The 19,959-nt window shown below is 68.4% G+C and carries 20 protein-coding genes, 1 tRNA gene and 3 pseudogenes; 12 read left to right on the top strand and 12 right to left on the bottom strand.

The annotated features are described in order from the left end of the window. Nucleotides 1-126 precede the first annotated feature (126 nt). Nucleotides 127-552, bottom strand: coding sequence for a DUF6234 family protein (locus M2157_RS46935; protein WP_280868536.1), 426 nt, complete (start codon nt 550-552; stop codon nt 127-129). A 489-nt stretch (nt 553-1,041) separates the two neighbouring features. After that, nucleotides 1,042-1,809: a methyltransferase domain-containing protein gene (locus tag M2157_RS46940; protein ID WP_280868537.1), complete on the bottom strand. Its 768-nt coding sequence runs from the start codon at nt 1,807-1,809 to the stop codon at nt 1,042-1,044. A 93-nt stretch (nt 1,810-1,902) separates the two neighbouring features. On the opposite strand from M2157_RS46940, the gene M2157_RS46945 reads away from it, so the two are divergent. Together M2157_RS46945 and M2157_RS46950 are read left to right on the top strand one after the other, a co-directional pair. Beyond that, entirely contained in the window at nt 1,903-2,457 is a 555-nt protein-coding gene (locus tag M2157_RS46945; RefSeq protein ID WP_280868538.1) for a helix-turn-helix domain-containing protein, read from the top strand. A 234-nt stretch (nt 2,458-2,691) separates the two neighbouring features. Continuing rightward, nucleotides 2,692-2,952, top strand: coding sequence for a sugar nucleotide-binding protein (locus M2157_RS46950; RefSeq protein ID WP_348541846.1), 261 nt, complete (start codon nt 2,692-2,694; stop codon nt 2,950-2,952). Between the two features lie 110 nt (nt 2,953-3,062). Here the strand turns inward: M2157_RS46950 and M2157_RS46955 are convergent. Beyond that, a tRNA-Trp gene (locus M2157_RS46955) sits at nt 3,063-3,137 on the bottom strand. A 789-nt stretch (nt 3,138-3,926) separates the two neighbouring features. After that, nucleotides 3,927-4,760, bottom strand: coding sequence for a hypothetical protein (locus tag M2157_RS46960; RefSeq protein ID WP_280868539.1), 834 nt, complete (start codon nt 4,758-4,760; stop codon nt 3,927-3,929). A gap of 225 nt (nt 4,761-4,985) precedes the next feature. Here M2157_RS46960 and M2157_RS46965 point away from each other — a divergent pair, with 225 nt between their 5' ends. Beyond that, nucleotides 4,986-5,123 (top strand): hypothetical protein, encoded by a 138-nt coding sequence (locus M2157_RS46965; protein WP_280859373.1) that lies wholly within the window; start codon nt 4,986-4,988, stop codon nt 5,121-5,123. A gap of 24 nt (nt 5,124-5,147) precedes the next feature. On the opposite strand, the gene M2157_RS46970 is transcribed toward M2157_RS46965, so the two are convergent. Then, nucleotides 5,148-6,128 carry a winged helix-turn-helix domain-containing protein gene (locus M2157_RS46970; RefSeq protein ID WP_280868540.1) on the bottom strand — a complete coding sequence of 327 codons (981 nt, stop codon included), beginning with the start codon at nt 6,126-6,128 and terminating at the stop codon, nt 5,148-5,150. Between the two features lie 89 nt (nt 6,129-6,217). Between M2157_RS46970 and M2157_RS46975 the strand changes: the two genes are divergently transcribed. The 5 genes and pseudogenes from M2157_RS46975 to M2157_RS46995 all read left to right on the top strand — a co-directional run bounded on the left by M2157_RS46975 (nt 6,218) and on the right by M2157_RS46995 (nt 10,444). Then, nucleotides 6,218-7,516 (top strand): MFS transporter, encoded by a 1,299-nt coding sequence (locus tag M2157_RS46975; protein ID WP_280868541.1) that lies wholly within the window; start codon nt 6,218-6,220, stop codon nt 7,514-7,516. 207 nt (nt 7,517-7,723) lie between these two features. Beyond that, a complete protein-coding gene (locus M2157_RS46980; RefSeq protein WP_280868542.1) occupies nt 7,724-8,338 on the top strand; it encodes a DinB family protein in 615 nt (204 codons plus the stop codon). Between the two features lie 57 nt (nt 8,339-8,395). Beyond that, on the top strand, nt 8,396-8,785 hold the full coding sequence (locus tag M2157_RS46985; protein WP_280868543.1) for a hypothetical protein: 390 nt from the start codon (nt 8,396-8,398) through the stop codon (nt 8,783-8,785). Between the two features lie 126 nt (nt 8,786-8,911). Beyond that, nucleotides 8,912-9,292: pseudogene (locus tag M2157_RS46990) on the top strand (ISAzo13 family transposase); the annotation flags it as partial. Between the two features lie 489 nt (nt 9,293-9,781). Beyond that, a complete protein-coding gene (locus M2157_RS46995) occupies nt 9,782-10,444 on the top strand; it encodes a histidine phosphatase family protein (protein ID WP_280868544.1) in 663 nt (220 codons plus the stop codon). Nucleotides 10,445-10,550: 106 nt separating this feature from the next. On the opposite strand, the gene M2157_RS47000 is transcribed toward M2157_RS46995, so the two are convergent. Further along, complete coding sequence (locus M2157_RS47000) at nt 10,551-10,970, bottom strand: ATP-binding protein (protein WP_280859367.1); 420 nt, start codon at nt 10,968-10,970, stop codon at nt 10,551-10,553. A gap of 740 nt (nt 10,971-11,710) precedes the next feature. Here M2157_RS47000 and M2157_RS47005 point away from each other — a divergent pair. Continuing rightward, on the top strand, nt 11,711-12,112 hold the full coding sequence (locus M2157_RS47005; protein WP_280868545.1) for an ATP-binding protein: 402 nt from the start codon (nt 11,711-11,713) through the stop codon (nt 12,110-12,112). Between the two features lie 60 nt (nt 12,113-12,172). Here the strand turns inward: M2157_RS47005 and M2157_RS47010 are convergent, their stop codons facing one another. The 4 genes and pseudogenes from M2157_RS47010 to M2157_RS47025 all read right to left on the bottom strand — a co-directional run. Beyond that, on the bottom strand, nt 12,173-12,466 hold the full coding sequence (locus M2157_RS47010; RefSeq protein ID WP_280859365.1) for a DUF1330 domain-containing protein: 294 nt from the start codon (nt 12,464-12,466) through the stop codon (nt 12,173-12,175). Between the two features lie 33 nt (nt 12,467-12,499). After that, entirely contained in the window at nt 12,500-13,024 is a 525-nt protein-coding gene (locus tag M2157_RS47015) for an MFS transporter (protein WP_280868546.1), read from the bottom strand. Between the two features lie 311 nt (nt 13,025-13,335). After that, complete coding sequence (locus M2157_RS47020) at nt 13,336-14,268, bottom strand: aldo/keto reductase (protein WP_280859362.1); 933 nt, start codon at nt 14,266-14,268, stop codon at nt 13,336-13,338. A gap of 28 nt (nt 14,269-14,296) precedes the next feature. Continuing rightward, nucleotides 14,297-14,688 (bottom strand): annotated as a pseudogene (locus M2157_RS47025) (aldo/keto reductase); the annotation flags it as partial. Between the two features lie 380 nt (nt 14,689-15,068). Between M2157_RS47025 and M2157_RS47030 the strand changes: the two are divergent. The 3 genes and pseudogenes from M2157_RS47030 (at nt 15,069) to M2157_RS47040 (ending at nt 17,949) form a co-directional block, all read left to right on the top strand. Then, nucleotides 15,069-15,227, top strand: coding sequence for a hypothetical protein (locus M2157_RS47030; RefSeq protein WP_280859360.1), 159 nt, complete (start codon nt 15,069-15,071; stop codon nt 15,225-15,227). 826 nt (nt 15,228-16,053) lie between these two features. Next, nucleotides 16,054-16,869: pseudogene (locus M2157_RS47035) on the top strand (IS5 family transposase). 255 nt (nt 16,870-17,124) lie between these two features. Next, nucleotides 17,125-17,949: an IS5 family transposase gene (locus M2157_RS47040; protein WP_280868547.1), complete on the top strand. Its 825-nt coding sequence runs from the start codon at nt 17,125-17,127 to the stop codon at nt 17,947-17,949. A gap of 476 nt (nt 17,950-18,425) precedes the next feature. Here the strand turns inward: M2157_RS47040 and M2157_RS47045 are convergent, their stop codons facing one another. Next, on the bottom strand, nt 18,426-19,235 hold the full coding sequence (locus tag M2157_RS47045; RefSeq protein WP_280868548.1) for a hypothetical protein: 810 nt from the start codon (nt 19,233-19,235) through the stop codon (nt 18,426-18,428). Nucleotides 19,236-19,730: 495 nt separating this feature from the next. Continuing rightward, nucleotides 19,731-19,880, bottom strand: coding sequence for a hypothetical protein (locus tag M2157_RS47050; protein WP_280868549.1), 150 nt, complete (start codon nt 19,878-19,880; stop codon nt 19,731-19,733). Nucleotides 19,881-19,959 lie beyond the last annotated feature (79 nt).

A 19,959-nucleotide genomic window follows, 5' to 3' on the forward strand; every position in this document is an offset into this window, starting at 1 on the left:
CAAGCGGGGGAGTGGTCGGCGCGGAATCGCGCACCCCCCACAGGGCGTCCGGGGTCCCGCCGATGCCGTGTAGCCCGACCCCGTTTCGGGAGCCGGCGAAGGCCCTGATTCAGAAGGTCGCGCAGCTCAGGTGAAGGACAGCAGCATGTTCGTCTCGCCGATGGCCAGTGTGGTGCCGATGACGCAGAACAGGCCTTGAACGACGCTGGTGATCGGCATGCGCAGCCGTGCGTGGACGTAGCACGACACGGCGAGCGCACACGGGATGAACCAGACCACGGCCAGCTGAAGCGGCGACACGTCCTCGCTCTCGGTCGGCGTAGGCCCTGGCGGCCCGGAGTGCGACATGCCGACGATGAACATGAACAGAGCCACTCCCGCCAGGGCCGCGGCATCGGCCACCGCCAGCAGCAGCGCGACCGCGGCATCGGTCAGCCGAGAGGGCCGCTGCCTCTGCGCCCCGGTGCCGTCATCCTCATCCGTGACGGACCGCTCGCCGAAGCGTCGCCGCAGTCCGCCGCTGTCGTTCCGGATTCTCTCCCACCAGACCACTGCTCGACTGCACCATGGAGGCGGCGATTCCACCCCGGCCCGGTTCATAACGACTCGGCTTCCGCCGACGCAGGCCGACCCGGGCCGTCGCGGTGGCGTACGTGGCGTCATGGGCGGAAGGTGATGTCGGCGGGCCTCCTCTCAGGGACCGCCCGATACTCGTCGCTCTCGGGGACGGCCGCCGCCCGCATACGTCTCAGCGTGTTGCTAGCGACGTTGGCTCGCGTGCGCTGATCGGCCGCGTACGTGCGGACCGATTGGCGGCGGATTCCTCGACTTGTCCGGGTGCTGTTCTGGGGCCGGAGAGCGTTGACCCGCCCGCCTGCGGCCAAGCGCTGCTCGGGGGCTCTCAGGGGCGGCGTGACGACAGGGTGATGTGCGCACCGTCGTGATCCAGGATCCGGACCGGATCCCGCTGGCACCCCGCGCACAACGGCTCAACGGGCAGCGACGCCATTTCGGGTGCGCCCGGGATGGCGGGAGCGTTGCTCATGCCCGGTGGACCGCGTGCCCCAGATACGTCACCACCGGGCTGCCTTCTGGTTCGAGCACCATGTCGACCAGTTCCGGCAGCTGCTCGTCGGTCAGCGTGCCACGCCGGCGCCCGCGCGTCGCGCGCACCAGGCTGCGTACGTCGCGCGGCTTGAACGCCGAGACGTCCTGTCCGGACAGCCCCGCCCGGTCGAGGGCCTCGGCGAGCTCCGCCGGGCGGCGCAGCCGGTGTGCGGCGTAGCGGCCGCGGGGCATGATCCGTGTGCCCGGGAAGGCTTGGAAGGCGCCGAGGTATATGAGGCGGGACACCGGGGTGCGGTTCACCGTGTCGTAGACGAAGGCCCCGCCGGGGCGCAGCACGCGCGCCGCCTCCGCGAGGACCGCGTCCGGCCGTTCGGTGATCTCGAGGGTGTCGGCGCAGTACAGGAGGTCGAAGGAGCCGTCCGGCAGGTCGAGTTGCTCTGCGGGTGTCGTCAGGTAGGTGATGCCCAGCCCGTCGTCCGCGTCAAGGGCGAGGGCCGTCGCGGCGGGGGACGGGTCGGCGGCGACGACCTCGAAGCCGAGCCGGGCGAGGCCGCGGGCCAGAATGCCGCGCCCGCTGCCGATGACGAGCGCCCGGCTGCCGGCAGCCGCGAGGCTCGCCTTCGAGAGCACCTGCCGCAGGTACTGAAGGCGTACGGACTGAAAGGTCAGGGCCCGGATGTGGCGTCCGTCGACGGCCGCGGGCCCGGCCGAGTCGAGTTCTATGCGCGGGGCGGTGGGCATGGCAGGCTCCCTCGACGCTCCGGGTCAGGTATCCCTAGGGAACCTAGCATCGACGAGTTCCCTGAGGGAACCCGGCGCCGATACGATGGCCTTGTGACCCGTACCCCCCTCTCCGGCGTCGCGTGTTCGATCGCCCGCGCGACCGATCTGTTCGGCGACGCCTGGACGGCCCTGATCATGCGCGACGTCCTCGTCGGCCTCCGCCGCTTCGACGAACTGGCCCAGGACCTCGGCCTGTCTCGCAAGATCCTCGCCGCGCGGCTGGCCCGGCTGGTCGAGGAGGGCGTACTGACGCGCGAGCGGTACCAGACCGCGCCGCCGCGCGAGGAGTACGTGGCCACGGAGAAGGGCCGGGAGCTGTACCCCGTCCTGCTCGCGCTGATGGCCTGGGGCGACAAGTGGTACGCAGGCCCCGCGGGGCCGCCCGCCCGGATCCGCCACGACGCCTGCGGGCACCTGGCAACGCCGGTCGTGGCCTGCGACGCCTGCCGGGAGCCGCTCACGGTGGCCGACACGACGCAACTGCCCGGCCCCGGCGGGCGGGTGGGGCCGGGCACGCAGCTGCTCGGACCGCTGATCGCTGCGCGAGGAGAGGCGGTCCCAGAGCCGGCTACGGCCCCGGATGCCGGCCGATCAGGCCCTTCATGATCTCGTTGTCGACCGTCCAAGTCCTCTTGACCCGGGCGTCCAGCCCAATGCACACCACGCGGCGCTCAGCCCCAGCATCGGCCTGACCGCACCCAAAGGCTGTCGTCCACGGTCCACCGCCGTCAGCTCACGCACCACGCACAGCCGGAACGGCACACCAGCCACGCCCGACCAGCCCCGACACGCAAGATCCTGTACGAGCTCCGAGGCAAAGGAGATCTACGGTGTCGCACCATGACCACTCTGATCATCGGCGGTAGCGGTTTCCTGGGTGCCGAGTTGATACGGCAGGCGACCGCAGCCCAGCAGACCACGGCCGCCACGTATGCCACCAGGCCCGGCAACGCCTCCCAAGCTGCCTGGTACCACCTTGATCTGCAGGACGCCGCACGCCTGGACGCCGTCATGACCGAGGTGAGGCCGCGCCTCGTCATCAACGCCTCGAGCGGCGCCTGGACGTGCGCCTCGACAGCTGGGCGACCCAGCGCCGCCTGACCACCAGGCTGCGCGGCGCTCGAGAGTTCTGCAAGTCTCCGCGCTGGCCCAGCCCGTCGGCTCATGAGTGAGCGGCCAGGGCCCCATGGGGCCCCGGCCGCTCCGCTGTGCAGGGGCGGCAGGATTTGAACCTGCGGCGTGCGGGTTTGGAATCCGCTGCTCTGGCCGGGCTGAGCTACGCCCCTTCGGTAGCTGGAGCCTGGCACGGCCGGGGCCCCGGCCGCGACCGGTTTTCGGGCGCCACGTCTGCGTCCTCGAGGGGCAGGAACGGGGGGCGTGTCTGGGGCCGCTCCATGGCCGCACGGCGGCGGCCGGCGAAAGTGCGCGTTCTCCACGGCGTCACTCTGCCTGGGCCCGATCGTCGTGGGGCGGCTGTCGACGTTCTCGACGGGGCGTTCGGTCACGGGCCCGCGCGTAGCACCAGAGCCCGCTTGCATACCGGTTCGCCGTCATGCGATGGCTGTCAGGGACAGCGAGGTCTCGGCTGTGGTCTTCTTTGTCGGCTGACGGCGGTGCTTGAGCTTGGTGCGGGCGTTTGCTCGTTCTTCCGCGGCGATCTGTTCCAGAACGGGTGGCCGACGATCAGAGCTGCGAGCTCGAGTTCCCGCGTGCGCAGCGTGCCGATGCGCAGCTGGTCCGCAGGGTCCCAGTCCGGGGAATCAGGGCGGGAAGAGGGACGCACGTGGTTCTCGTGGGTCGTCCACGCGGCCAGCGGCTCGACGGACCAGGGCTGCTTCTTGAGAAGGCTTTCAGCTCGCCTCGTACTCCTCAAGCTCGTCCTGGGCCTTGATGAGGTCCTTCGGTTCCCGGCTCGCCCTGAACGGTGACGGCACACTGGTCCTTCCCGCCGTACGCGGGGAACCGACGAAATGCGATGCTCCGGGTGACGGGATGCGTGGGGCTCAAGGCCAGTCGGCTGAGCAGTGGCCACATATCCGTCGACTCTCGCGGGACTCACAGTGCGTCGGCGCCGGCTAGCCGAGCCTTCGCAGCACCTCGGCGATGTTGGATCGGTACGTCTGCAGCGCCCGGAGTCCGGCGGCGTAGCGGTCGCGGTGCCGTGCGATGTCCACGGCCTGCGTCCGCGCCTGTGCAGCGTGCCAGAGCTCGGCTGTATGGTGGCGGCGTTTGCAGGTGACGTCCGCGGCGGCGGTGGCCCGCTCCCGCTGCGTATGGCGGGTGTTGCCGTCACTGCCCCGCTGCCAGGCGGGGTCCGTGTAGGCCGCGACGGGGTCGGGATAGCGCTTGAATCCTTGTTCTGCCACACAGCGGGACCACACATCCCATGCCGCACGGAGACGCGGGTCGCGCTTGACCGCCTTGTCGATCTCGATCGCCCGTGTACTTGCGTAGAGCCAGTCCCGCTTGAGGTCGATGCCGCGCATCAGCCGCCGGTTCGTCTCGGCGTTGCAGGCGGGGAAATCCGCATACTCGGCGTTGGTCATCCGGCGGCCCTTCGGCCGGGAATCCCGGGACGTTGCCGGGTCCCAGCCGTAGCCCCAGCGGCGGGCGGTGGCGAGATCCAGGGCGCCATAGTCGGTGCTGACCGCGGTCATGACGAAAGGGTCGCTGGGGTAGCGGGGGTCGAGTGGGAAGTCCGGGTGGCCATGCTCCGCCATGCACTGCCGGTCCAGCAACGCCGATGCACGCTGCGATCGTTGGTAGTCCTGCGGCGTGAAGTCGTAGCGGTCGGCCGGGAGGGGGCCGAGGTCCGACGCCGTACGGATGACCTCCGGGCGTCCTGGACCGGAGACACAGATCGCTGCCAGCACCACCACGACACCCAGTCGCCACCCCAGCATCGTCATGCGCAGGGATGCTAGCGAACAGCGCGCAGCGGCCGGCCATGGCCCCCGGCAACTCATCCACACATGCCAAGACTGGGTCAGCGACGAGATGCAGCGATGCCCAGTGACGAAATGCCGTCGGCGCCCGGATGCTCTGTGCTGGTTCGGACTTGCTTCCCAGATTGGGAACCGCAGCCGAGGTCGGTGGGCGAATCTGGAGGGTGCTCAGCAGGCCGAAGGAGAACCGTGGCACTCTGCGTGGACGAGATCAAGGCCTCCACCGCGATCGCGAAGCTCCGCGGTCTGCAGTACTTCCACTGGTGCCGCTTGACCGCCGGCACCGAGGCCGAACTGTGCCTGTTCGCATCTGCTGGCGGCGCCTGAAAAAAACAGTGCTGATCCGAGCCCTCAGCCCGAACCGGCGACCAGTGCCTCGCCGAGCGGGGTGCGCCGGTAGAGCACCGACCGTCCGGACCGGGCGCGGACGAGCAGCCCCGCGCCTCGCAGGATGGCGAGGTGGTCTCCTACCGCGCCGGGTGTCATGGCGAGGCTTCGGGCGAGGTGGCTGGTACTGGCCGGGGCGTCCAGCGCCAGCAGCAGCCGGGCTCGGGCCCGGCCGACCAGAGCGGTCAGCGCGTCCGGTTGCGGAACGGTCTGCTGTTCGCCCCACAAGGCGGCGGTGCCGCGGGCGGGATAGACCAAGGTCCTGGGCCAGGGGTCTTCCAGGTGGGCGGCGATATTCCCGACGAAGACCGAAGGGATCAGCAGGAGCCCGTCGCCGGCGAGGCGGACTGTTCCGACGTGGGGGAAGTGACCGATCTCGATGCCGCCGGCTTGCCAGGCGATGCTCGGGTGCAGGCTCTCGATGGTCGTGACCCATCCGTGTTCGCCGATCACACCCACCCGGTGCACGACGTCGCGCTCACAGATCGCGCGCAGTTGCGGCCAGTCCGGGGCGAGCAGTTGGTGCCACGCCTGGTCCATCGCCTCGGCGATCCTGGGGACGGCGTCCGTCGAGTCCAGCACTGCGCGTACGCGGGGATCGCGGGCGGACGGGCCGGTCGCGTTGGTGGCGATTTCGTGGCGGGCCGCTTCCAGCGGTGTGGCCCGGATCATGGCCAGGTCGTCTGCCCAGGTCTGGTTGAGGCCGCGCGGGGGTGGGGCGACGAAGTTCGGTCCGGATTGTGTCGTGTGCAGCGCGAGGGCAGCGTTCAATTCGGTCTCGCGGCGAAGCCGTTCAAAGGCCGGCAGGAGCCGGGTGGCCCAGGCTCGCGGCAGCGGCCGGTCTTGCCCGGCGAGCGAGCGCAGCAGGAAGCAGAGCTCCATCGCGGGGGAGAGCGCGAAGCGGCTGCGCAGCAGGTCCTCGACGGACACTTCGAAGCGGAGCACCCTGCCATGCTACCGAGGGACGTCTGTTCCGATTCGTCCAGCGACGAATCATTGGTGAGTGGCGTGGCCGCACGGCGAGGCTGGCCGTCATGACCCCAACCGCCGAACTCGCGCAGGGCAACCACCGTGCCACCTACCGGGAGGTGCTGGCCGAGCCACGCTTCCGGCTGCTCTTCTCGACCCGTACCGTCGCGATCACTGCGGACGCGCTGCGGATCACGACGTTCTCGGTTCTGGTCTTCTCGGCCACCGGCTCCGCACTGCTGAGCGCACTGGCCTTCGGCATCGGCTTCCTCCCACAGCTGTTCGGCTCGCTGCTGCTGGGCTCGCTGGCCGACCGACTGCCGCCCCGCGCGCTCATCACCGGCGGCTACGCCTTGACGTGCGCCGCCGCCCTACTGCTCGCCCTGGTGCGGATGCCGATCGCGGCAAGCCTCGGTGTCGTGGCGCTGGTCGCCCTCGCCACACCGGTGTTTCACGGCGCGTCGAGTCGGCTGGTCGCGCAGTCACTGGAGGGCGACGCCTATGTACTGGGCCGTTCACTGAACAACATCGCTGCCTCCGGCGCGCAATTGTTCGGTCTGGCGCTGGGAGGTGCGGCCGTCGCGGTACTCGGCCCGCACCGGGCGCTCGCGGTAAGCGCCGCCCTCTACCTCGGCTGCGCGCTCGCTATCCGCATGCGGCTACCCCGGCTGGAGCTGGGAGAGCTCGGCGGCACGCCCGGCAGCGATCGGGGCGATGGCGGGGCCGTTAGGGCCAGCCTGCACGGTGCGGGCCTGCTGCTGCGCGGACACACGGTACGACGACTGATGCTGGCCCAGTGGCTACCGCCCGCGTTCGTAGCGGGCGCGGAAGGTCTGATCGTCGCCTACGCGGGAGAACGCCACTTCGCGCCCGGCTGGTACGCGGTGCTGATGGGCTGTCTGCCGGTCGGCATGCTTGTCGGCGACCTGCTGGTGGGTCGACTGCTTCGGCCACCCACCCGGGAGCGACTGGTAGTCCCCTTGATTGCGCTGACGGGACTGCCGCTGGTCGGCTTCGCCGCCGAGCCCGGGGTGGGCGTCTCCTCCTGTCTGCTGCTGCTCTGCGGCTCCGGATTCGCATCCGGTCTCGGCCTGCAACGGCCGTTCCTGGACGCCCTGCCGCAGGATGGCCAGGGCCAGGCCTTCGGTCTGCTCGGCTCCGGCAGCATGACGTTGCAGGGCGTCGGGCCGGCCTGCTTCGGCTTGGTGGCCGCAGGCATCGGAACAGGCGGCGCAATCGCCCTGGCAGGCGGCGCGGCGGTGCTTACCGCCAGCTGGATTCTCACCTGGCACCCGCCCACCTCCCCGGTCCCCGTCCCGAACTACTCATCGGGATCGGAGAACGGCACCGAACAGCATGCGTGAAGTTCTCCTGCGTAATAACCGTCGCAGGTCGGGCCGGCCGCGAACCGCCAGGCACCCCACCCCACTCTCACCCCCACGTCTCTCCGACAGACAGTCAATCCCGGTAGCCCATTGGGTTGGGAGTCCGAAGCATCGGCTCTGCCAGCCGCTGCGGACCATGTACGGGATCTTGAGACCACGAGCAGCACACAGAGAGGCTCATGCCGCATGATCGATGAATTCGCGAAGGACAACCTGCACGGGAGACTGCGGCGGGACCGCGAGGCGCTGCTCTGGAAACTCGACGGCTTGTCCGAATACGACGCCCGCCGACCTTTGACAGCGACCGGGACCAACCTCCTCGGCCTGGTCAAACACGTGGCCAACGTCGAGGCCCGGTACTTCGGCGAGGTCTTCGACCGCCCTTCCCCGGAACCGCTGCCCCGGTGGCAGGACCACTCCCACGGCAGCGATCTGTGGGCGACCCAGGACGAAACCCGCGATCAGATCATCGGGTTCTACCGGCGCACATGGGAACACTCGGACGCAACGATCAACGAGCTTCCCCTCGACGCCCCCGGCCACGTGCCGTGGTGGCCGGAGCCTTGTCCCAACACGAACCTGTTCGCCGTCATGGTCCACGTCCTCGGAGAGTCCATCCGGCATGCCGGGCACGCCGACATCCTGCGCGAGGGCCTCGACGGCCGGACCGGGGTGCGCGCCGAAAACGAGAAGCAAATCGACGAGGAAGCCCGTGCGGCCTACTGCGCGAAGATCGAGCAGGCCGCCAGGTCAGCCGTCCCAATCAAGGCTTCCGCATCGTTCGCCATAAGGCGATCTTGAACACCCTCGTTCTCGTCTCCGCGGGCACCCCTTGGACGACACCACCAGGAGGAACCAGTGTCATACCCGCAACTGCTCACCCCCGAGGAGAAGCTCGACGACGCGAAGAAGCTGTTGAGCCTCCCGCGTATCGTCGTGATCTGCGGTTCCACCCCCTTCATGACCGAGATGGCCGAGGCCGATCTGCGGGAGACCAAAGCCGGAAAGATTGTCGGCAAACCGGGCTGTGACATGAAGTCGCCGCACGAACTCTGGTCCGATCCTGTCGAGGCCGAGGCGCTGAAGGTTCGACTCGACGATCTGCACCGGGCGAAGATCCGGCTCGCTGATGAGGTGCTCGTAGCCGGCGCTTACATCGGAGACAGCACCCGAGCCGAAATCGCCTACGCCCGGTCGCTGGGCAAGCCCGTGCGGTTCACGCACCCCGAAGTCGACCCTGACGCCTGACCGCCTCGCGGTGGCTTCGGCCGCCGCCCACCCCACACCCCCTGCAAGCATCCCTTGGAATTGATCATCTAAGGGCTTGCAGGGGATCAAGGTGATGCTTCCCGTTCTGACGCTCCTTGGTGTGGTATGCCCATCCCGGATGAAACTCGTCACCAACTCGCCGTGAAGTTCGCGGTGTTGCTCCCGCATCTGGACGAGCGGCAGCGACGGCTGCTGATGGCTGCGGAGGCCCGGGACCTGGGGCACGGCGGTGTCCGAGCCGTGGCACAGGCCGCTGCGGTCAGCGAGACGACGGTCCGCAAGGGCGTGTTCGAACTCGAGGCCGGTGAGGAGCCTCTGGGGCGGGTGCGGCGTCCGGGCGGGGGCCGTCGGAGGGTCGCGGATCTGGATCCGGGGCTGCGGCCGGCACTGTTGGCGCTGGTTGAGCCGGATGTGCGGGGTGATCCGATGTCGCCGCTGCGGTGGACGGTGAAGTCCACCCGCACGCTTGCGCGCGAGCTGACCCGGGCGCTCCGGGTCGCCGGGCGGTTTCGTGTCTTCTTCACTCGTGGCCTGGAGGAAGAGCTTCCCCGCTCGGTCTGCGGCAGCCCGTCGTACTGGTGGTGGCTGGGGTGGCCGCCCGCGTGCAAGTGCCGGAATTCTCGCCACGCGTCGCGGACGTCCGGTCCGATGTCCTCGACGATGTGCAGAGCCCAGTCCAGCAGCGCCGTCCTGGTGGCGGCACTTCGATCCTGGGGTCTTGTCGCCGCGGTCGGTCTTGCTGTCCTCGTGCAGCTCCCCGGGGGGCGGACCCGCCACGGTTCCGTGACGGACGTGCGGTGTTCTGGCGGCCGTTCCGCAGTGTGGCCGAGCAGCTTGCCCATCGCGACGGTGAGGCTCATGTCGAGTCGTGGTCCACGCCATCACCTCTACGCTTTGATCGAGCCGACCGCGGCGCGACGGGCAGACATGTCCGCAAGGACCGCGACCTGTTCCGCCCTGTGGAGGTAATCCCCTATGCGTCTGCTACTCATACGCCATGGCCAGACTCCGTCCAACCTCAAGCACCTGCTGGACACCGAGGCGCCGGGGCCGGCGCTGACACCGCTGGGGCAGGAGCAGGCTGCCGCGCTGCCGCAGGCTCTGGCGGCGGAGCAGATCGATGCCCTGTACGCCTCAACACTGGTGCGCACCCAGCTGACCGCAGCTCCACTGGCTGCCGCGACGCGGCTGGAGGTCCTGGTCCGGGACGGGATCAGGGAACTGGCTGCCGGAGACCTGGAAATGCGTGGCGACGACGACGCGGCCGCCCTCTACCTCGCCACCGCGTTCGCCTGGTCCGAAGGGGAGACCGGCCGCAGGATGCCCGGCGGCGAGAACGGCGTGGAGGCCCTGGGCCGTTTCGACGCTGTCGTCGCCGAGGCAGCGGGAACAGGTGCGAAGACAGTGGGCATGGTCAGCCACGGCGCGATGATCCGGACGTGGGTGGCAGCCCGAGCGGCCAACGTCGATGTGGCGTACGCGTCCAGCCACCCACTGGGCAACACCGGCGTCATCGTGCTCTCCGGCTCGCCCGACCGGGGCTGGCAGGTTCTCCTGTGGGAGGAACACCCTTTCGGCCCGGAAGGGAGCTTCCCCGAGGACAGTGGCCCGGCCGGCGCGGCCGCTCCTGGTCGCTGAAGGGCCGCCTTCTCTGCTGCTCAATCTCTGGCTGCCCTGCCGACAGAAGTTCCACCACGCTTGCCCGCCGGGTCCGGGAAGGACGAATCGCTGTCGCGGGCGAAGATCAGATGGCCAGGATCGCACGTACTCGCTTGCCGCCCCCGGTGACCGGGGTGACGTCGAAGTGCTCGGCCAGGCACCGCACCATGGCCAGGCCCCGCCCGCTTTCGGCTTCGGCCGCGGGTGGCCGCAGGCGGGGTCTGGCGGGGCTGTCGTCGGAGACCTCGACGGTCACCTGCTCATCGGTTACCCGCAGGCGCAGGCGGCAGCCACCGTGGCCGTGCCGGGTGGCGTTGGCGACCAGTTCGGACACGATGAGCGTCGCGTCGTCGATCTGCTCGGCGTGCACCGGCGCCATCCGGTGGCGGGGTCGGGCCAGAAACGCGGAGGTCAGCCTCCGCGCCCGTGCGGCCGAGGTGGCCTGGTCGGACAGCTGATACTCCACTCGTACGGAACGCCGATGGGTACGCCGATGCGTACGCATGGCGGATCACTTCCCCTCCTAGGGCACCCGGCATGCTGGCGGCCTGGCCGCTCGCCGGGGCTCGCGCCGTGTCCTGGGTACGGGTCCTGCCCAGTCCTGATGCCCCTGGAAGGTGATCGCCAACCCGCAGACGGGCGGGCGACTTGACGGGACCGATCTTCCGGAGGACCACGCAGTCCGCCCTGGTCTGCCCACTTGGTACACCGTGGACGCAGGGCCGTCAGCCAGGGAGCAGCTCCGGACTCTTCTGGGGGCGATGTGGCTGCGGACCCGGAAACGGCCGGCCTCGTTCCCCTGCGCCGGGATGAGATCGACGGCCACCGGTCCGGCGAATGGGCAGCCCTGTTCCGCGGCACGCCTGCTGGTCGCCGTCGGCCTGGACGATCGACGCGCCGCATCCAACGACCGCCGACGCGTGGAGCTCACCGTCACCCCCCGGGGCCGGGAACTCGGCCCGCGGGCCAAACGGACCGAGCGCAGCTGCGGCGCCAGCACCGCTGCGAAGCTCGACCACGCCAGTCTCACCGCAGCCTGCACCGCTTTGGAAGCACTGCTGCACGACACACCACTCGCCGCCCCGCCACCGTCATCGAGGGGCGTCAACGTCCGTGGACCAGCGGTATGCACGGAGCAGACGCTGAACACGAACGGCCTATCCGGGCTGCCCCACGGGATGGCTGGGGTTTCTCGGGGCAGGCGAAGAGGGGTCTTGAGTATCCATCCCACGGAGGATTGTGATCGTGCACCCGACCGAGGAAGACGAGGAAGACCATAAGGCCCTGCACGGGGCCAGCCCGCAGACCGCGGAGCGGGCGAGGGAGGTAACACGCGGGTTCTTGTCCGCAGTGGCCGCACCCGCCGGAGTCGCTACGGATGCGGTGCTGTTGGTGGTGTCAGAGCTGGTCACCAATGCGGTGCGGCATGCCGGCGGAGTGACCCAGTTCCGCCTGGTGGCCGGTCCGGGAACGGTGACGGTGACAGTGGAAGACGCAAGTTCAACTGCCCCCACGCTGCGGCGGAGCAGCGTAGGCGAGCCGGGCGGGTTCGGCTGGCAACTGGTGCGGGAGCTGTCCGAGGACGTGGAGGTCAGCACCCGACCGGGTGGGAAGACGGTGTCCGCGCTGCTGGCGCTGTCCCACTGACACCGCGGGCCGACTGGAGCCGCATCGCCGACAACGCGGCTCCAGCCGACTGGACCTCGGTCAGTCGATGCCCTCGACGATGCGGAAGTCGCGCTCGACGCCGTCGGAGAGGGCGACCAACGCCTCCTGGTAGGCCGCACTCTCGCGCGCCGCGACGGCCTGCTCGAAGCTGTCGAACTCGACCAGGACGGTGCGCTCGGCGATTCCGGCGTCATACGCCACAACCCGACCGCCACGGACGAAGGTCCGACCGCCCCCGGCCTCGACGGCCAGAGCGGCCAGCTTGTTGTAAGCAGCCAGCTTCTCAGGGTCTGAAATGGTGCGGTAGGCGCTGACCCAGTAGCCCTTGGGCATGGAACCTCCAGTGTTGGGATGAGTGCATCTGACTTACGGGTTGGTCTCGGACGAGCGTCGGCGGGCGAGAGCGAGGCTTGTCAGCGTCGTGATCGCCATGGCGCCGATGCCGACCAGCGCCGCGGTGGTGTAGGCGCTGTCGTCGGGGAAGAGGTGGCCGGGGCCGGTGCCCGCGGCGAGGATCAGGCCGCCGATGGCGCTGCCCAGGGAGTACCCGACGCTGCGGACGACGTAGTTGAAGCTCATGGCGTTCGACGTCTCGCTCTTGGGGGTGACGGCCAGGATGACGCCGGGCATCGCGGCCGAGAAGCCGCCGACGCCGAAGCCGAGCACGCCCATCGCCGCGAACAGTTCGGCCAGGTCCGACCGGGCCGCCGCGAACAGCGCGAACCCGCCGCCGACCACGACGGCGCTGCCGGCCAGGAGCAGGGGGTCGGCGATCCGCGTCCGGACCCGCGGCGTGAGCTTGCCGGCGACGAACCCCAGCACCGAGAACGGGATGAGGACCAGCCCGGCGACGAAGGTCGTCAGCCCGAAGCCGTTTCTCCGCACACGCATCCTCCACAGCCCATGACCGCGCATCCGTCACAAGATCTCCGACAGCGCGTCGTCCATCTCCCCGATCCGCCCGGGCAGGCCCCATCGGCCGAACGAACACGACGCTATGAGGCCGACTGGAAGATGCCAGCGAAGGCCTTGGACGGGTCCGGACGCCGGGCCTCGACGAACCATTCCCGACCGAACAACCAACCGAAGACAGGGGCCGGAAGACGAACCAGCACCCGGTGAGTGCTGGGCCGATCGACTACATGGCTCCGCCTGCAGTTTCCCCGCAACCGAACGGAAAGTTCATCAGGAAGGGGTAGAGGCTAGGGCACCCTGTATCCGGCGGCGCGGAACAGTTCGTACCATTCGGATCGAGTGAGCGGGAGGTCCGAACCGAGCGCGGCGGCCGTGACGCGTTCTGGCGTGGTCGTGCCGAGCACGACCTGCATCTGCGCGGGATGGCGCGTGATCCAGGCGACCGCGATCGCCTCGGCCGGCACGCCGTACTTGTCGCTCAGCCGGTCGATCACCGCGTTCAACTCGGGGAAGCGTTCGGAACCGAGGAACGGGCCGTCGAAGAATCCGGCCTGGAAAGGCGACCATGCCTGGATGGTGATGTCGTGCAGGCGGCAGTAGTCGACGATTCCGTCATCACGTACGACCGACTGATCGAGGTTCTGCATATTCGCGGCTACGCCCTGCGCGATCATCGGCGCGTGAGTGATCGACAGTTGCAGCTGGTTCGCCACGATCGGTTGGGTTACGTACTTGCGCAGCAGGTCGAGCTGTCGGGGGGTCTGGTTGGAGACGCCGAAAGCACGCACTTTGCCTGCCGCCGACAGCTCATCGAAGGCGCGGGCCACTTCTTCCGGCTCGACGAGAGCGTCGGGACGGTGCAGCAGCAGGATGTCGAGATAGTCCGTGCCCAGTGCCTGGAGTGAACCGTTCACGGACTCGATGATGTGGTGGTGAGAGAAGTCGAAGTACGGCCCGTCCTTGACGATGCCGGCCTTCGACTGAATGACGAACTGCTCACGCTCCGACGAGCTGAGCTTCATGGCTTCAGCGAAACGACGCTCGCAACCGTGGTCGTCCGAGCCATAGACGTCGGCGTGATCGAGGAACGTGATGCCGGCGTCGCGCGCAGTGTTCACCAGCCTGCGCACCGCCTCGTCGGTCATGTTCTCGATGCGCATCAGGCCAAGGACGACGTTGGGGACCACCATGTTGGTGCCGGGCAGAATGAAGGTCTTCATGTGCTTCTCTCGCTGTGACTTGAACGTTTCAGACGGAAGAAAGTGCGAACTGGTCAGCCGTGGGTTCGAGATCGGATCCGGCTGCGGAGTCGCGGATGCTTGCGGAGCGGGCGGCCGCGGGCTCCTTCACGTTCGCGATACGCCGAGCGGGCTCCAGGGCAGGAAGGAGAGGCCGAGCTTGGCGCCACTGCTCGAGTTCTCCCCGGCTGGAGCGGAAGGCGGGCGAAAACTGGTCCTGCACCGACACGAGCCGACCGCCGAGCAGTTCGCGGGCTACGTCGATCTGCGAGACACCGGCGTTTGACATGCCGGCCATCACGACGACGCCCCCGTCGAGCAACTCCCGTATTGCACCCACCGGGACGGCGGGCTCGGACGATGGAACCGGTAGGGACGGATCGCGTCGACGCCGAACCGGCGGGCTGGGCCCGATCACGGAGATGGTCCGGCCGACGAGAGTGCGATGCTGCATGAGTTTCCTCCTCCCGGACCCCTTGGCGAGTGCGCGGTGCAGTGCGACGTCGCGTGCTCACTCTAGAAATCGCCGATCTAGAAATCCAACAGCTGTTGGTTCTGATACTCAGAACTGTGGGATCTAAATGGATCGCCGAGCGGACAACTGGACTGAAGACGCGTTGTAGAGGATGGACCGCGGTGCGTCTGCGTCGTTGCCCCGAGAGACCCGGACACCACTTGATTGGCGTACCTGGTGCTGATCTTCTCAGTGTGAATGATCAGCAGGCGATTTCGCGAGGTGCGGGCGAGCTCAGGCGATGGGAGAGGGGCTCATGGAATGGGTCGTGGGAAGTGGAAGTGGCATGGTCCTGGGCGGCCTGCTGGCGGTCACCCTGGGCATGGTGTCGATGCGCACGGGCTGGACACTGCCCTGGGTGCGCCGTCGTGTCACCCGCCCGCGCATCTACGGGATCGCAGGTTTGCTGCTGGGAGCGCCTGCGTGATCGGGGTGTTCTACTTCCACGTCGTGCCAAGCCCGTCCTGGGAGTTCCGCTTCTTCGGCACGAATGCCCTGATGTTCTCCGGTCTGATCTTTGGACGTCGTCTCGGTTGGTGCACTACATGCCGCGGTCTGGGCCGTATGCCTCGCGAGCAGGTTGGCCTGGTCCTGCGGGTGGGTACTCCAGCCACACTGGGCCGGGGTAGAAGGCTGTGCTGTCCCAGCCGGCCGTCTCTTCGCCGATGAGGTAGCGGTACAGCCACTCGGCGAAGGTCATGGGGTGTCCGACCCAGTCGCCCTCTGCCCCTTGCACCACCACACCGTCGGAGAACCCGTGGACCGACGGGGCTACGAAGACCGCAGCTCCTTGATCGGTGGCGGCGATGGGCATGAGGCCCTCGGCGGTTCCGAAACTGAGCTGGGGGAGTTGACAGAAGACGCGAGGACCATCGTCCGGCCCAGTGATGGAGGACTCCCATTTGCTCTCGGCCCACGCTTCTGATGCCGAGCGGATCCCGTCGCCCAGGTTCCACCACTCTGAGGCGGGGTGGGACAGAGTGAGGTGCCCGTTGATCTGCACCGGTGCATGGGCGTCAACGATCTGTTTGTAGTCCGCCGGAAACGTCCTGCCGAGTTCCTCTTCCGGGCTGACCCAGGCCGCAGGGTCTGCGTGGCGTTTCTCTCCGGGCCGAGCATGGCGAAGACTGCCTGCAGGTAGTCGATCATGGCGGTCGTGGCTCCTCGAAGCGCTTGCCGGGGATCGTTCGTGTCAGCATCGTGCACCCCTCCTGTCGACGGTTGGCCGGGCTCTTCGTTGTCATGGCATGGAGATGGTGCGGCAGTTGGTGCCAGACAGGTTGTGGGAACTTTTCCTTCACGTGATGCCCGAGGCGCCGTACGTCCACAAGGCGGCGGACGTCGGAGGGCTGACGACCTCGGAGTCCTGGCCGCGATTTTGTTCGTTGCCACGTCCGGATGCACATGGCGGTGGCGGCAGCTCCCACCCCAGTTCGGAGCGTAATGGCAGCCCGCGCCCACCGCCGATTCACACGCTGGACCGAAGCCCGCGTTTGGGCCAAGCTCCACCGCCTGGTGCTCGATGAACTGGGTGCCCGCGGGGAACTGGACTGGTCGGGGTGTGCGATCGACTCAGTGGGCCCGCGGGCGGTAAAAGGGGGCCGCTGACCGGACCGAACCCGACCGACCGCGGCAAACTCGGATCGAAGATTCACCTGATTACCGACCCGAACGGACTGCCTCTCTCGCTGGGCATCTCGGGCGCCCACATGCACGACAGCCGCGGCCTAGAGCCGATCGTGCGCGGGATCCCGCCGATCCGTTCTCGCCGTGGATCACGCCGGCGACGGCCCGCGAAACTCCACGCGGACAAGGGGTACGACTACGTCCACCTGCGCCGCTGGCTCCGCAAACGCGGCATCCGCCACCGAATCGCTCGCAAGGGCATCGAGTCCTCGCAACGACTCGGCCACCACCGGTGGGTAGTCGAGCGGACCGTGTCCTGGCTTGCTGGCTGCCGCCGGCTCCACCGCCGCTACGAACGCACGGCAGAACACTTCCTTGGCTTCGTCGGCATAGCCGCGACTCTCATCTGTCACCGCCGCCTCACCAACGAGACGACGTCTTAGTGAGCGTTTGGTTCTGGTATTGAATGGTTCATGGCGAATTTCGGGAGCCAGATCGAGCGCCCAACGAAGTGATTCGCCGGAAACGCCGCTTCTGCGGCAATCAGCAGAACGGTAATGCGCCGGTTTCCTGGTAAGAGCTCCTGTCTCATTCAGGAACCTACCGGTTCGTACCGAGTTGAGAATGCACGCCCCGGTGCACCCAGCACCCCCGCACACGCCCTGCTCAGACCGACGGCCACCGCATACCCAGGCATCATGCAGCCCCCGCGGCCCTACCCCAGCGACCTGTCCGACGCCCGCTGGGAACTCATCCGCCCCACCCTCGAAGCCTGGCGCCAGGCCCGCAACGGCATCCGCAAACCCACCCACGACCTGCGCGCCCTGATGAACGCCATCCTCTACGTCGACCGCACCGGCATCCCCTGGCGCTACCTGCCCCACGACTTCCCGCCCCACCAGACCGTCTACGGGTACTTCGCCCACTGGGAAGCTGACGGCATCTTCGACCAGCTCACCGGGCTATTACGCGGCAAAGTCCGCCAGGCCGAAGGCCGCACCAGCGAGCCCAGCGCCTGCCTGATCGACAGCCAGAGCATCAAAACCTCCGCCACCGTCCACCTGACCAGCCAAGGCATCGACCCCGCCAAGAAAATCATCGGACGCAAGCGGCACATCGCCACCGACACCCTCGGCCTCCTGCTGGCCGTCGCCGTCACCGCCGCCAGCGTCCACGACTCCGCCGCCGGCACCCAGCTCCTGACCAACGTCCGCGAGCGCCACCCCACCATCACCAAAGCCTGGGCCGACAACGGCTACAAGACCAAAGCCGTCGAAGAAGCCGCCCACCTCGGCATCGACCTCGAAATCGTCCAACGCGACCCCACCACCCGCGGCTTCCACGTCCAGCCCCGCCGCTGGGTCATCGAACGCACCCTCGGCTGGCTCATGCACCACCGCCGCCTGGCCCGCGACTACGAAACCCACCCCCACCGATCAGCAGCCATGATCCAAATCGCAGCCATCAACCTCATGACCCACCGCCTCGCCCACGAAACCACCACCAACTGGCGCGACAGCTAAGCCAAACGAAACAGACAACGGAGAACCAAACGCTCACTTATGGGAGTCAGTCAGATGCGGCCGTCGCGGCCGTAGGGTATCTGAGCAGCCTGGACGGGCTGACGTTCCGCGTCCGAGCTGACACCGCGTGAAGCCGCCATGAAAGCGGCCGCCTGGGAGCCCGGCGTCCGCGCTGGGCGGGCTGGTTGTTGGCCGGTGATTCAGGCCGGGGCGCCCGGGTGGTCCAAGCCGGGCGCGGAGGGTGGCGGCGAGTCTTCGGCGCGGGCCAGTTCGATGCGCACGTCCTCGATCTTGTGGGCGGCCTGCTCGGGTCCTGATCCCGGTGGCAACCGCAGGAGGCGTAGCGGGTGCGCCCGTCTCGTCTCATGCCGAGGGCACGGACAAGTTGAGCAACGACCCCACTCAGTCAGGCCGCACAGCGGGGTGCCGGAATCTCAGCTTTTCGCCGAACCCTCGACGAACGGCGACATGGGGACTCATCCGTCGTGGCGTTGTCTTATGGAACGCGGCCATCGCTCCCGTGAGTCCCCGCGCACCTTCCGCAGGATCTCCTCCCGAAGGCGACTGCGATCGGAGTCTCGCCGGAAGCGAACGCCTCTCAAAGCCCTGACCGCCGCAGCCAGCCGCCCTGCCTGCTCCGCGTTGAGGGTGTCGGCCATCTGCACCGCGAGCCTTATGGCGTGGTATTGCTCGAAGGGGGTTCGCGGCTGCGCGATGACGGCAAGGACAGCGTCGAAGTCCCGCAGGTCAGGGCTGGCCTGCATCATTGCCAAGGCAGTGATGCGCTCCTCGTCCGTTCCATGCCGCAACCAGCGCAAGACCTCGATTGATTCGAAAGACTGCTCGTGCGCCATGTGTCGCGCACGGGCGATCACCTCTTCCAAGGCCCGGGTACGCGAGGGGCCGGGACGCATCGAAGCGCGCACTGCGCCGTACTCGGCGGCGACGGGCCCCGCGGCCTCCAGCAAGGTCCTCGCCTCTGCACGCAGAGCGCGAGCCGTGACGACGTCGCCCTGGCGTTCGGACTCCTCCGCCAACGCGAACCGCTGCGCTGCGGCGGCCCGCAGTCTCAGGGTGGCCCCCGCGAATTCGAGACTGTCGATCCGACTTCCCAGCAGGGCGAGGAGCAGCAAAACGCCCCCGAAAACGATCAAAGCCGCCGCGCCGGACCCGTTCTGCGTCACGAAGACCGCACACGCCCCCAGCCCGAACGACCCCGCGCCCACGACAACGGTCAGGGCACGCATGACGGGAGCGAACGAGACATCCGCGTCCGTCGTCTTCACCGGCCTCTCCGCCTCACGTCGGGTGAGCGCGAAAATACCGGCAAACGACCCTGAAGCCGACCAGCGAAGGCTCCGTGTCGACGCCGTCCACTAACAATGACCGTCCGGACGAGTGGACGCCTACGCGACCTGGAGCAGGTTGGAAAACCCTCGTGTCACCGACGGTCTTCTTGGCGAGCTGGCGGCTGCGTTGCTGTCGGGCCCAGCCCTTCAGCATGGCCTCGAACATGACCGGCGCCGGCGGCACTGCTCCTGAAGATCGGCGAGGGGCACGGCCGTAGCTAATGGTGAACTGCGTTCACAGGAGCATCTGTTGGCTCGTCATGGTCGCTCTTTCAGACGAGGCGAGAAAAGCGGACGGATCTTCCGCTCACTCCGCCCCGGCGTGCGTGGAACGCGGCCGCGGCGCCGCACGAGAGGGGATGTGGGGCACTTCTCGTACGGGGTGTGCGCCGCGGGTCGACGACAGGCGTGGTCACCGGTGGGCGCCGCGGTTCATCTCGACGACGTCCTCCGGGTGGGATTGGCACCGAGGGCGGCGAAGCGCTCCGCCATGCCGTCGCGGACGGCCGCGTCCGTGACGCGATGGGCCGCGGCCAGTTCCTTCCAGACACCGACGTTCCGGCCGACCTGCTCGACCGGCACGCGGCAGCTGCCATCGCGCAGGCGATCCCCGGGGTGGGGCCCGCCCTCACCGTGTCGCCAGGGCCGGCGGGTGCGGCGG

Source organism: Streptomyces sp. SAI-127 (assembly GCF_029894425.1).
Classification (GTDB): Bacteria; Actinomycetota; Actinomycetes; order Streptomycetales; family Streptomycetaceae; genus Streptomyces.